This is a genomic window from Pseudomonas sp. zfem005, assembly GCF_032621735.1.
GTDB classification, from domain to species: domain Bacteria; phylum Pseudomonadota; class Gammaproteobacteria; order Pseudomonadales; family Pseudomonadaceae; genus Metapseudomonas; species Metapseudomonas solani.
The window spans coordinates 290,372-302,571 of sequence record NZ_JAVYJE010000009.1 but is presented as its reverse complement, the minus strand read 5'-3'; the positions used below and the strand labels follow the sequence as shown (position 1 = coordinate 302,571).

Annotated in this window: 11 protein-coding genes; all 11 read left to right on the top strand. The window is 69.5% G+C overall.

Features of this window, described 5'->3' with window-relative positions; genetic code table 11:
• Positions 1-16 precede the first annotated feature (16 nt).
• Positions 17-1,582 (top strand): FadD3 family acyl-CoA ligase, encoded by a 1,566-nt coding sequence (locus tag RTW82_RS21460; protein WP_316926415.1) that lies wholly within the window; start codon positions 17-19, stop codon positions 1,580-1,582.
• 697 nt (positions 1,583-2,279) lie between these two features.
• A complete protein-coding gene (locus RTW82_RS21455; protein ID WP_316926414.1) occupies positions 2,280-3,170 on the top strand; it encodes a VOC family protein in 891 nt (296 codons plus the stop codon).
• Positions 3,171-3,180: 10 nt separating this feature from the next.
• Entirely contained in the window at positions 3,181-4,062 is an 882-nt protein-coding gene (locus RTW82_RS21450) for a CoA transferase subunit A (protein ID WP_316926413.1), read from the top strand.
• A gap of 22 nt (positions 4,063-4,084) precedes the next feature.
• On the top strand, positions 4,085-4,897 hold the full coding sequence (locus RTW82_RS21445) for a CoA-transferase subunit beta (RefSeq protein ID WP_184492294.1): 813 nt from the start codon (positions 4,085-4,087) through the stop codon (positions 4,895-4,897).
• 12 nt (positions 4,898-4,909) lie between these two features.
• Positions 4,910-5,776: an enoyl-CoA hydratase gene (locus RTW82_RS21440; RefSeq protein WP_316926412.1), complete on the top strand. Its 867-nt coding sequence runs from the start codon at positions 4,910-4,912 to the stop codon at positions 5,774-5,776.
• Positions 5,776-6,843, top strand: coding sequence for a nitronate monooxygenase (locus RTW82_RS21435; protein ID WP_316926411.1), 1,068 nt, complete (start codon positions 5,776-5,778; stop codon positions 6,841-6,843). The genes RTW82_RS21440 and RTW82_RS21435 overlap by 1 nt, the downstream gene beginning before the upstream one ends.
• A 13-nt stretch (positions 6,844-6,856) precedes the next feature.
• Entirely contained in the window at positions 6,857-7,615 is a 759-nt protein-coding gene (locus RTW82_RS21430; protein ID WP_271660200.1) for an enoyl-CoA hydratase family protein, read from the top strand.
• 5 nt (positions 7,616-7,620) lie between these two features.
• Positions 7,621-8,787 carry an acyl-CoA dehydrogenase family protein gene (locus tag RTW82_RS21425; protein WP_316926410.1) on the top strand — a complete coding sequence of 389 codons (1,167 nt, stop codon included), beginning with the start codon at positions 7,621-7,623 and terminating at the stop codon, positions 8,785-8,787.
• Between the two features lie 10 nt (positions 8,788-8,797).
• The gene (locus RTW82_RS21420) at positions 8,798-9,853 is read left to right on the top strand and encodes an acyl-CoA dehydrogenase family protein (RefSeq protein WP_316926409.1); all 1,056 of its coding nucleotides are present in this window, start codon (positions 8,798-8,800) and stop codon (positions 9,851-9,853) included.
• A 37-nt stretch (positions 9,854-9,890) separates the two neighbouring features.
• Complete coding sequence (locus RTW82_RS21415; RefSeq protein WP_316926408.1) at positions 9,891-11,039, top strand: acetyl-CoA C-acetyltransferase; 1,149 nt, start codon at positions 9,891-9,893, stop codon at positions 11,037-11,039.
• A gap of 185 nt (positions 11,040-11,224) precedes the next feature.
• The gene (locus tag RTW82_RS21410) at positions 11,225-12,100 is read left to right on the top strand and encodes an SDR family oxidoreductase (protein ID WP_316926407.1); all 876 of its coding nucleotides are present in this window, start codon (positions 11,225-11,227) and stop codon (positions 12,098-12,100) included.
• Positions 12,101-12,200: the final 100 nt, after the last annotated feature.

Genomic DNA, 12,200 nt, shown 5'->3' with positions numbered 1-12,200 from the left:
CGCCCGAGAAACGCCCATGCCCAACCTGGAAAGCACCTTGACCATCCCCCAGTTGCTGGCCGCTGCGGCGGTTCGTTACGACCAAGCCCCGGCCATCGAGGACGACGGCACCCGCCTCAGCTACCAGCAGCTCGACCAGCTGCGCCGCCGCGCTGCCTGTGCCCTGCTGGCGCTGGAGGTGGGCCATGGCGAGCGCGTGGCCATCTGGGCGCCGAACATCCATGAATGGATCATCGCCGCCATCGCCCTGCAGAGCGTGGGCGCGGTGCTGGTGCCGCTGAACACGCGGATGAAGGGCGCCGAGGCGGGCTACATCCTGCGCGAGAGCGGCGCCAGCTTGCTGTTCGTCATCGGCGAATTCCTCGGCACCGACTACCCGGCGCTGCTGGCGGGCGAACACCTGCCGGCGCTGCGCCGGCGCGTGTGCTTGCGTGGCGCGGCGGAGGGTTGCCTGGAGTGGGAAGCCTTCCTGGCCCTGGGCGAGGCGGTGTCGGCGGCGGCGCTGGAGCGGCGCGAGGCGCAGGTGGACGGGGAGAGCCTCTCCGACCTGCTGTTCACCTCCGGCACCACCGGCAAGCCCAAGGGGGTGATGAGCGCCCACGGGCAGAACCTGCGCATCGTCCGCGACTGGAGCGCCATGGTCGGCCTGCGCCCGGGCGACCGCTACCTGATCGTCAACCCGTTCTTCCACAGCTTCGGTTACAAGGCCGGCTGGCTGGCGGCGCTGATGGGCGGCTGCTGCATCCTGCCGCAGCAGGTGTTCGACGTGCCGGTGATGCTCGAGCGCATCGCCCGTGAAAAGGTCAGCGTGCTGCCCGGCCCGCCCACCCTGTACCAGAGCATCCTCGGCTTCCCCGGCCGAGAGCGTTACGACCTCTCCAGCCTGCGGGTGGCCGTCACCGGCGCCGCCTCGGTGCCGGTGGAAATGGTCCGGCGCATGGCCAGCGAGCTGGGTTTCGAAACCATCGTCACCGCCTATGGCCTCACCGAGGCTTGCGGCTTCGTCACCATCTGCCGCCCTGGCGATGCGCCGGAGGTGATCGCCACCACCTCCGGTCGCGCTTTCCCCGACGTGGAGGTGCGCTGTGTTGACGCCGCCGGCCACCCGGTGCCGCCGGGCCAGCCGGGCGAACTGCTGGTGCGCGGCTACAACCTGATGAAGGGCTACTTCAACAACCCCGAGGCCACGGGCGAGGCCATCGACGCCGAGGGCTGGCTGCACACCGGCGACATCGGCGTGCTCGACGAGCAGGGCTACCTGCGCATCACCGACCGCATCAAGGACATGTTCATCACCGGCGGCTTCAATGTGTACCCGGCGGAGATCGAGCAGGTGATCCTCACCTACCCGGGCGTGGCCCAGGCTGCGGTGATCGGCGTCCCCGACGAGCGCCTGGGCGAGGTGGCCATGGCCTTCCTCCTGCCCGCCGGCGGGCAGAGCCTCGACACCGACGCCTTCCTCGCCTGGTGTCGCGAGCACATGGCCAACTACAAGGTCCCACGCCGCGCACGGGTGCTCTCCGTCATGCCCCTCAACGCCGCCGGCAAGGTCACCAAGGACGCATTGCGGGCGATGGTCTGAACCTGTAGCCCGGGCTTCAGCCCGGGGATGCCGGCAACTCCGCTCCCGGGCTGAAGCCCGGGCTACGCGAAACTCATCAATCCGGAGCTCCAGGCATGCACCTGTGTCGCGCTCGACTCCGCCTGGTGGAGGTAAAAAGCGACCTCCACCCTACGCAGCGGTCATGCCCCACGCACAGCTTTAGGGCGGGTGAAACCCGCGTGGCTCCTGTGCGGACTTGTCGGGTTGCACCCGGCCTACGGGGTTCCGCGACTCCACCAGGCGGGCTTGTAGGGCCGTAGGATGGGTAGAGCTCCGCGAAACCCATCAATGCGGAGCTCCAGGCATGCACCTGTGCCGCGTTCGACTACGCCCTGGTGGAGGTAAAAAGCGACCTCCACCCTACATAGCGGTCATGCCCGTGCGCGACCGTAGGGCGGGTGAAACCCGCGTGGCTCCCGTGCACGGACTTGTCGGGTTGCACCCGACCTACGGGGTTCCGCAATTCCCAAGCCCGATGCTCCGAGCGTTCCTTGCGCGCGCCATGATGGGTTTCGCGGAGCTCTACCCATCCTACAGACGCGCCTCCACAACCCCCGCCCCATGCGCCTTTCGCGCTAGTCCCATCGGACGATGCCCCCTCCCGGTGCAGCCGATTTAATCGGTCCCATAGAGCCCGCGCCCCGTGTGCGGCGACAACGACGATGAGGAGAAGCGCATGGACATCCGTGGCCTGGGGTACGTCACCGTAGCCTCGACAGACCTGCAACGCTGGCACCGCTATGCCACCGACGTGCTGGGCATGATGGTGGAGGCCACGGCCGAGCGGCTGTTCCTGAAGATGGACGAGCGCGCCTACCGCATCCTGGTGGAGCGCGCCGACCGTGATGGCTACGGCGCCTGCGGTTGGGAAGTGGCCGGCAAGGCGCAGTTCGAGCAGGCCATCGCCGAGCTGCAGGCTGCCGACGTGGACGTGCAACGCGGCAGCGCCGCCGATGCCGCCGCCCGCAAGGTGCAGGCGCTGGCGCGCTTCGCCGACCCGGATGGCAACCGCCACGAGCTGTTCTGGGGCCCGCTGCAGGACTTCGCCCCCTTCGCATCGCCCGCCGGCGTCTCCGGCTTCGTCACCAGCGCGCTGGGCATGGGCCACGCGGTGCTGCCGGCGCCGAGCTTCGACCGCTGCCTGGACTTCTACGAGCGGGTGATGGGCTTCGGCCTGTCGGACCTGATGAAGGTGCGCTTCACCCCCGACCCGGCCGAGCCTGAGAAACGCATCCACTTCCTCCACTGCAACAACGCCCGGCACCACTCGCTGGCGCTGTTCGAATGCCCGATCCCTTCCGGCTGCGTGCACCTGATGGTGGAGGTCAACAGCCTCGACGACGTCGGCCGTGCCCACGACCGCATGCTCGCCCATGAGGTGAAGCTCTCCGCCACCCTCGGCCGCCACGTCAACGACGGAATGACCAGCTTCTACATGCAGACCCCCGGCGGCTTCGACCTGGAGTACGGCTGCGGCGGCAAGGTCATGGACTGGGAAGCCCACACCCCCTTCGAAAGCACCGTGGTCAGCCACTGGGGCCACGACTTCAGTGTTGGCCGCGGCTAAGGAGCACCCCATGGACAAACGCATGACGGCAGCCGACGCGGTCGGCCAGCTGCGCGACGGCATGACCATCGGCATCGGCGGCTGGGGCCCGCGCCGCAAGCCCATGGCGCTGGTGCGCGAGATTCTCCGCTCCGGCCTCAAGGACCTCACCCTGGTCGCCTATGGCGGCGCCGACGTGGGCATGCTCTGCGCCGCCGGCAAGGTGCGGCGGCTGGTGTACGCCTTCGTCTCGCTGGACTTCATCCCCCTCGAACCCTACTTCCGCAAGGCCCGCCAGGCCGGCGCCGTGGAGGTGACCGAGATCGACGAAGGCATGCTCCTGCTCGGCCTCAAGGCCGCGGCCATGGGCGCGCCCTTCATCCCCACCGCCGTGGGCCTGGGCACCGACGTGCTGCGCCTCAACCCGCAGTTGAAGCTGGTCACCTCGCCCTACGACGACAGCCGCGACTGGGTCGCCATGCCGGCCCTGAAGCTGGACGCCGCGCTGGTCCATGTCGACCGCGCCGACGCCCGGGGCGTGTGCCAGATCGCTGGGCCCGACCACTACATGGATGACCTCTTCGTGCGCGCCGCCGACAAGGCCTATGTCAGCTGCGACGAACTGGTGGACAGCGACTGGTTCCACCAGGACCCGATGCGCGCCCGCCAGGTGTTCTGGGAACGCAACCTTACCAGCGCCGTGGTGCACCTGCCGGGCGGGGCGCACCCGTCGTCCTGCGCGCCGCTGTACGGCTTCGATACCGCGCACTTCAAGGCCTACAACGCCTCGGCCAGCGAGCCGGACGGCTGGCTCGACTACGTGGAGCGCTACGTGAACTGCGGCGAGGACGAATACCTCGCACGGGTCGGCGGGCTCAATGCCATCCGCCAACTGCCACTCCCGGTTTTTTGAATCGAACATCGAGGAGGCCGAGATGACTGCCACCAAACAACCCTACAGCCTCGCCGAGCTGATGATCTGCGCGGCCGCCGAGGCCTTCGCCGACGACGGCGAGGTGCTCGCCACCGGCATCGGCGTGCTGCAGCGCCTGGCCGCGTCCCTGGCCATGCTCAACAGCAACGCCCGGCTGATGATGACCGACTCCGAAGCCTTCATGGTCGCCGAGCCCGTGCCGCTCGGCCCGCGTGACGGCTACCAGCCTCGCTACGACAGCTGGATGGGCTTCTCGCGCATCTTCGACAACGTCTGGAGCGGCCACCGCCACGCCCTGGTGGGCCCGGTGCAGATCGACCGCTACGGCCAGGCCAACATCTCCTGCATCGGCGACCACGCCCGGCCGAAGTCGCAGATGCTCGGGGTGCGCGGCTTCCCCGGCAACTCCATCAGCCACGCCAACTCCTTCCTGGTGGCCAGCCACAACCGCCGCGTGTTCGTCGACGGCGAGGTGGATGTGGTCGCCTCGGTGGGCTACAACCCGGCGCGCCTGGCGCGGGGCTGGTCGCTGGACGAGATCGACATCCGCCTGATCGTCACCGACCTCTGCGTGCTGGATTTCCACGGCCCCGAGCGGCAGATGCGCATCCGCTCGCTGCACCCCGGCGTCAGTGTCGACGAGGTGCTCGACGCCACCTCCTTCCCGCTGCACGTGCCGGGGAGCATCCCCACCACGGCGGCGCCGACCCTCGAACAACTGATCCTCATCCAGCAGCTGGACCCGCACAACCTGCGCGCCAGCCAGCTCAAGGACAACCCGCCGGGCGTGCGCGCCCTGGCCACGGCCCACTAGGCGGAGCAGCCCATGAACCACGAACAGGCCGAAGAGCAGGTGGTGCGCTACGAGGTGCAGGGCCCGCTGGCCCTGGTCACCATGCAGCGCCCCGAGTACCACAACGCGCAGAACTCGCGCATGACCTACGCCCTGGACGCCGCCTTCCGCCGCGCCTGCGACGACGACGCGGTAAAGGTCATCGTCCTCGCCGGGGCCGGCAAGCACTTCTCCGCCGGGCACGACATCGGCACCCCGGGGCGCGACGTCGACCAGAGCTTCGAGCGCGCCAGCCTCTGGTACGACCACGTCGGCAAGCCGGGCGGCGAGTTCCTCTACGCCCGCGAGCAGGAGGTCTACCTGGGCATGTGCCGGCGCTGGCGCGACATGCCCAAGCCCACCATCGCCATGGTCCAGGGCGCCTGCATCGCCGGCGGCCTGATGCTGGCCTGGGTCTGCGACCTGATCATCGCCTCGGACGACGCCTTCTTCTCCGACCCGGTGGTGCGCATGGGCATTCCCGGCGTCGAGTACTTCGCCCATGTGCACGAACTCAACCCGCGCATCGCCAAGGAATTCCTTTTCCTCGGCGAGCGCATGGGCGCCGAGCGTGCCTGGCAGATGGGCATGGTCAACAAGGTGGTGCCCCGCGACGTGCTGCTGGACGTGACCCTGGACGTGGCCCGGCGCATCGCGCAGATGCCGCGCCTGGGTCTGCAGCTGACCAAGCAGGCGGTGAACAACGCCGAGGACCTGATGGGCAAGCGCGCCACCATGGACATGGTGTTCGGCCTGCACCACTTCGCCCACGCCCACAACGAGCTGGTCAGCGGCGACAAGCTGGGCGGCTACGACGCCCGCGCCATGGCGCAATCCCAGCGCAACCCGTCGGAGGCCTGATGGCGATCTCCCTGGACACCCGCCTCACGCACCTGCTCGGTTGCCGCTACCCGATCATCCAGACCGCCATGGGCTGGGTCGCCGACCCCAGGCTGGTGGCCGCCACGGGCAATGCCGGCGGCTTCGGCTTCCTCGCCGGGGCGACCATCGAACCGGCGCGCATGGAAGAGGCCATCCTGCAGACCCAGCGCCTCAGCGACCGGCCCTTCGGCGTCAACTTCCACATGTACCAGGCCAACGCCGGCGAGATCGTCGAGCTGGTGCTGCGCCACGGCGTGCGCGCGGTGAGCTACAGCCGCTCGCCGGGCAAGGCCATGATCGGCCGGCTCAAGGATGCCGGCGTGGTCTGCATTCCCACGGTGGGCGCCCTCAAGCACGCGGTGAAGGCCGTGGAGATGGGCGCCGACGCGGTGACCGTGCAAGGCGGGGAGGGCGGTGGCCACACCGGCTCGGTGCCCACCGCCATCCTCCTCGGCCAGGTGGTGGACGCGGTGGACGTGCCGGTGGTCGCCGCCGGTGGCTTCAAGGACGGGCGCGGCCTGGTCTCGGCCCTGGCCCTGGGCGCCGAAGGCATCGCCATGGGCACGCGCTTCCTGATGAGCGCCGACAGCCCGGTGCCGGCGGCCACCCTGGAGCGCTACCTGAAGGTGCGCGACCCGGCGGCGATCATCGTCAGCCGCGCCATCGACGGCATGCCGCAACGGATGATCCGCAACGAACTGCTCGACGCCCTGGAGCGCTCCGGCGGGCTCGGCCGCCTGCTGCTGGCCCTGCGCAGTGCCCTGGCCTACCGCCGCCACAGCGGTGCCAGCGTCGCCGGGTTGCTGGCCAGCGCCCTGAAGATGCGCGGCAACGATGGCCTCAGCGCCGCACAGACGCTGATGGCCGCCAACGCGCCGATGGTGATCCAGAAGGCCATGGTCGACGGCCAGCCGGCCGAAGGCGTGCTGCCCGCCGGCCAGGTCGCCGCCGCCATCGACGGCCTGCCGGGCTGCGCCGAACTCATCGAATCCATCGTGCAGCAGGCCGAGCAACGGCTCGCCGAGCTGTGCCGCCGTGCGTCCTGAGGGGGATAAGGCCATGACCACACCGTTTCACGTCAGTCTCGACAACGGCATCGCCGAGATGGTCTTCGACCACCCGCCGGTGAATGCCTTCGACAGCCGCGGCTGGGCCGCCATCGCCGCCGAGCTGGAGCGCCTGGGCGCGGCGCCCGAGGTGCGCGTCATCGTCATCCGCGCCGAAGGGCGGGGCTTCTGCGCCGGGGTCGACATCAAGGAGCTGGCCGCCGACGACAGCCTCATAGTCGCGGTGAACAAGGGCAACTACGACAGCTTCCGCGCCGTGCACCGCAACCCCAAGCCGGTGGTCATCGCCGTGCACGGCTTCGTGCTCGGCGGCGGCATCGGCCTGTGTGGCGCGGCGGACATCCTCGTCGCCTCCGAGTGCGCGCGCTTCGGCGTGCCCGAGGTGGACCGTGGCGCCATGGGCGGCGGCGCCCACCTGCAGCGCCTGTTCCCGGTGCAGAAGGTGCGCCACATGTACTTCACCGGCGAGCTGATCGACGCCGCCGAGGCCCACCGCCTGGGCGCCGTGGAGCGCGTGGTGCCCCGCGAGCGGCTGCGCGACGCGGCCCTGGAGATCGCCGCCAAGATCGCCGCCAAGAGCCCGGCCATGATCGCCCTGGCCAAGGAAGCCCTCACCGGCATCGAGGACGGCAACCTCGAGGACAAATACCGCTGGGAACAGGGCTTCACCCTGCAGGCCTACCGCTCGCTGGATTCCCAGGAATCCCGCGATGCCTTCGTCGACAAGCGCGCCGCCAACTTCAAGGGCTGACACCTATGCAACTGACCTACACACCGGCGCAACAGGCCTTCCGCGAGGAAGCCCGCGCCTGGCTGGCGGCCAACGTGCCCGCCCAGCCGCTGCCCTCCTTCGATTGCGAAGAGGGCTTCCGCCTGCACCGCGCCTGGGAAGCCCGGCTCAACGAGGGCCGCTGGGGCATGGTCACCTGGCCCAAGGCCCTGGGCGGGCGTGGCTGCGACCTGATCGAATGGCTGATCTTCGAGGAGGAGTACTACCGCGTCGGCGCCCCGGCCCGGGTCAACCAGAACGGCATCTTCCTGCTCGGCCCCACGCTGATGGAATTCGGCACCGCCGCGCAGCAGGAACGCTTCCTGCCGAAGATGGCCACGGGCGAGGAAATCTGGGCCCAGGGCTGGTCCGAGCCGAACGCCGGCTCCGACATGGCCGCCATTCGCTGCCGCGCCGAGCGCCAGGGCGCGCATTACGTGATCAACGGCCAGAAGACCTGGTCGACCCGCGCCGTGTGGGCCGACTGGCTGTTCGGGCTGTTCCGCAGCGACCCGCAATCCAGCCGCCACCACGGCCTCACCTTCATCCTCCTGCCGCTGGACAGCCCGGGCATCACCATCCGCCCCATCGCCCAGCTCAACGGCCTGCCGGGCTTCGCCGAGATCTTCTTCGACGATGTGAAGGTGCCTGTGGATAACGTCCTGGGCGGGGAGGGCATGGGCTGGCACGTGGCGATGTCCACCGCCGGGTTCGAGCGCGGGCTGATGCTGCGCTCGCCGGCGCGCTTCCAGGAAACCGCACGGCGGCTGGTGCAGCTGTACCTGGCCAACCGCGAGGCCGCCGACCAGGACCCGGCCATAGGCGAGGCGGTGATGCGCGCCTGGCTCGACGCCGAGGCCTACACCCTCAACACCTACATGACCGCCTCGCGGCTGGTGAAGGGCGGCAAAATCGGCCCGGAATCCTCCACCAACAAGATCTTCTGGTCCGAGCTGGACCAGCGCATGCACGAGACGGCGCTGTCGATCCTCGGCCTGCGCGGCGAGCTGCTGCCCGAAGCGCCGGATGCGGGGGACGTCGGCCACTGGCTGGACGGCTTCCTCTTCGCCCAGGCCGGGCCCATTTACGCCGGCACCAACGAGATCCAACGCAACATCATCGCCGAGCGGATGCTCGGCATGCCGCGCGCATAACGGGGACGCCATGGACTTCACATTCAGCGACGACCAACAGCTGTTCGAGGAAAACGTCCGCGCCTTCCTCACCAACGAAGTGACGCCGGAGCGCATCCGCGAACTCTGGCAGGTGGAGGGGGGCCGCAGCGACGAACTCTGGGCCCAGCTCACCGAACTGGGCCTTACCGCCGTCACCGTGCCGGAAGGCTTCGGCGGCCTGGACATGAACGAGCTGGACTTCATCCTCCTGGCCCAGGAATGCGGCTACGCGGCCCTGCCCGAACCGCTGGTGGACACCATGCTGGTGGGCGTGCCGCTGCTCGCCGGCCTGGGCGCCGACCAGCTCGACCTGCAGGGCGAATGGCTCACCCGCATCGCCGAAGGCAAGGCGCGCCTCGCCGTGGGCCAGCCGGGCAACCCGCTGGTGGCCGATGCCCACGTCGCCGGCCTGCTGCTGTTGCCCCATGGCGACGAGGTGCACGCCCTGCGCCGCGAGCAGGTGGACCTCACCCGTAACGAGTCCGTCGACCCCAGCCGCCAGCTGTTCCGCGTGCACTGGCAGCCTTCCGCCGCCACCTGCGTGGCCACTGGCGAGCAGGGCCGCGCGCTCTGGGCCGGCGCCTGCAACCGCGGCGCCCTGGGCACCGCCGCGCAATCCCTGGGCCTGGCCCGGCGCATGGTCGACCTGGCGGTGGACTACAGCTTCGAGCGCAAGCAGTTCGGCAAGCCGGTGGGCTCCTTCCAGGCGGTGAAGCACCTCATGGCCAACGTCGCGGTGCAGATCGAATTCGCCAAGGCGCCGCTCTACCGCGCCGCCTACGCCGTCGCCCACAACCTGCCGGGGCAGGACGCCCAGGTCTCCCACGCCCGCCTGGCCTGTGCCGAGGCCGCGCTGCTGGCGGCGAAGAACGCCATCCAGGCCCACGGCGCCATGGGGTACACCTGGGAAGTCGACCTGCAGCTGTTCATGAAACGCGCCTGGGCCCTGGACAAGGTCTGGGGCGACCGTGGCTGGCACAAGGCGCGGGTGCGCGAGGCGCTGTGCTCGGGCGCCATCACGCCCGGGGCCGGCAACACCTTCTAGCCACACAAGACCTACAAAATCCCAAGCGAGACCCGCCATGCCCGAAGCCTACATAGTCGATGCCCTGCGCACCCCCACCGGGCGGCGTAAGGGCGGCCTGAGCCACATCCACGCCGCTGACCTCGGCGCCCACGTGCTGCGCGAGCTGGTGGCGCGCAACCCCATTCCCGAGGCCGACTACGACGACGTGATCTTTGGCTGCGTCGACACCATCGGCCCCCTGGCCGGCGACATCGCCCGCACCTGCTGGCTGGCCGCCGGCCTCGACCAGGCCGTGCCCGGCACCACCATTGACCGCCAGTGCGGCTCCTCCCAGCAGGCCGTGCATTTCGCCGCCCAGGCGGTGATGAGCGGCACCCAGGACGTGGTCATCGCCGGTGGCGTGCAGACCATGACGCAGATCCCCATCTCCTCGGCCATGATCGCCGCCGAGCCCCTGGGCTTCAGCGACCCCTTCTCCGGCTCCGCAGGCTGGGTGAAGCGCTACGGCACGCAACCGCCGACCCAGTTCCGTTCCGCGCAGATGATCGCCGAGAAGTGGGAGCTCTCGCGCCAGGCCCTAGAGGCCTACGCCCTGGAATCCCACCGCCGCGCCCTGCGCGCCATCGAGCAGGGCCGCTTCGCCCGCGAGATCGTCCCCCTGGCCGGCGTCGAGCACGACGAAACCCCGCGCCACACCAGCCTCGACACGATGGCCGAACTGGACTTCCTGTTCGGCTGCGACCGCGTCACCGCCGCCGTCTCCAGCCAGACCTGCGACGGCGCCAGCGCGCTGCTGGTGGTCTCCGAAGCCGCGCTCAAGCGCTACGGCCTCACGCCCCGCGCGCGCATCCACCACATCAGCGTGCGCGCCGACGACCCGGTGTGGATGCTCACCGCCCCCATCCCCGCCACCGCGTACGCCCTCAAGCGCGCCGGCATGCAACTGGAGGACATCGACCGGGTGGAAATCAACGAAGCCTTCGCCTCCGTCGCCATGGCCTGGCTGCAGGAAACCGGCTACCCCCACGAGCGCACCAACGTCAACGGCGGCGCCATCGCCCTCGGCCACCCCCTGGGCGCCACCGGCACCCGGCTGATGTGCACCCTGCTGCACGAGCTGGAACGCAGCGGCGGCCGCTACGGCCTGCAGACCATGTGCGAAGGCGGTGGGCAAGCCAACGTGACCATCATCGAACGGCTCTGACGGGACGCGTCAACGCTGCTGCGCTCGGTGATGCTGCGTTGGCGGGGCGGCCGAAAATGCTCATTTACCTTCGTAAACTCCGCTTTTCGACCTCCCCGCCGCCTTACCTGACCTTCGCTCGCGACGCGTTGAACGTGCCCCGGAGAACCTGCTGTACCCAATGAATCAAGCGACGGAGAATTGAAATGCCAATCTGCCAAGACCGCATCGTCCTCATCACCGGCGCCGGCGGCGGGCTGGGCCGCGCCTACGCCCTGGCCTTCGCCGCCGAGGGCGCCAAGGTGGTGGTCAACGACATCAACCTGCCCGCCGCCGAAGCGGTGGTGGCGCAGATACGCGCCGAGGGCGGCCAGGCCATCGCCAACAACGGTGACATCACCGACTACGCCGCCGCCGGCGACATCCTCCGCCAGGTGCTGGACACCTACGGCGACCTGCACGTGCTGGTGAACAACGCAGGCATCTGCCGCGACCGCATGTTCGCCAGCCTCGGCGAAGCCGACTGGGACGCGGTGATGGCCGTGCACCTCAAGGGCCACTTCTGCCTCGCCAGCCACGCCGTGAAGCACTGGCGCGAACAGGCCAAGGGCGGCGCCCGGCTGCAAGCGCGCATCATCAACACCAGCTCCGGCGCCGGGCTGCAGGGCTCCATCGGCCAATCCAACTACGCCGCCGCCAAGGGCGGCATCGCCTCCCTCACCCTGGTGCAGGCCGCCGAACTGGCGCGCTACGGCATCACCGCCAACGCCCTGGCCCCGGCCGCACGTACCGGCATGACCGAAACCGTGTTCGCCGAGGTGATGAAAAAGCCCGAAGACGGCTTCGACCACTTCGCCCCCGAGAACGTCGCGCCCCTGGTGGTGTGGCTCGGCTCCGAAGCCTCCCTGGGCGTCACCGGGCACCTGTTCGAAGTGGAAGGCGGCAAGCTCTCCATCGCCGACGGCTGGCGCAAGGGCCCGGAATTCGACAAGGGCGCGCGCTTCAACCCCGAAGAATTGGGCGGCGTCATCGACCGCCTGCTGGCCGACGCCACCCCACCGCAGAAGGTGTACGGCAGCTAGCGAGCTGCCGCGTGGGAGCGAATTCATTCGCGAAGGACCTCCCACCCGCACCGACCGCCCCGGCATACAGCTGTAGGGGCGATTTCAATCGCCCAGGGGC

Coding starts and splice junctions, on each gene's coding strand:
- RTW82_RS21460 (WP_316926415.1), top strand. CDS start 17: ATGCCCAACCTGGAAAGCACCTTGACCATCCCCCAGTTGCTGGCCGCT.
- RTW82_RS21455 (WP_316926414.1), top strand. CDS start 2,280: ATGGACATCCGTGGCCTGGGGTACGTCACCGTAGCCTCGACAGACCTG.
- RTW82_RS21450 (WP_316926413.1), top strand. CDS start 3,181: ATGGACAAACGCATGACGGCAGCCGACGCGGTCGGCCAGCTGCGCGAC.
- RTW82_RS21445 (WP_184492294.1), top strand. CDS start 4,085: ATGACTGCCACCAAACAACCCTACAGCCTCGCCGAGCTGATGATCTGC.
- RTW82_RS21440 (WP_316926412.1), top strand. CDS start 4,910: ATGAACCACGAACAGGCCGAAGAGCAGGTGGTGCGCTACGAGGTGCAG.
- RTW82_RS21435 (WP_316926411.1), top strand. CDS start 5,776: ATGGCGATCTCCCTGGACACCCGCCTCACGCACCTGCTCGGTTGCCGC.
- RTW82_RS21430 (WP_271660200.1), top strand. CDS start 6,857: ATGACCACACCGTTTCACGTCAGTCTCGACAACGGCATCGCCGAGATG.
- RTW82_RS21425 (WP_316926410.1), top strand. CDS start 7,621: ATGCAACTGACCTACACACCGGCGCAACAGGCCTTCCGCGAGGAAGCC.
- RTW82_RS21420 (WP_316926409.1), top strand. CDS start 8,798: ATGGACTTCACATTCAGCGACGACCAACAGCTGTTCGAGGAAAACGTC.
- RTW82_RS21415 (WP_316926408.1), top strand. CDS start 9,891: ATGCCCGAAGCCTACATAGTCGATGCCCTGCGCACCCCCACCGGGCGG.
- RTW82_RS21410 (WP_316926407.1), top strand. CDS start 11,225: ATGCCAATCTGCCAAGACCGCATCGTCCTCATCACCGGCGCCGGCGGC.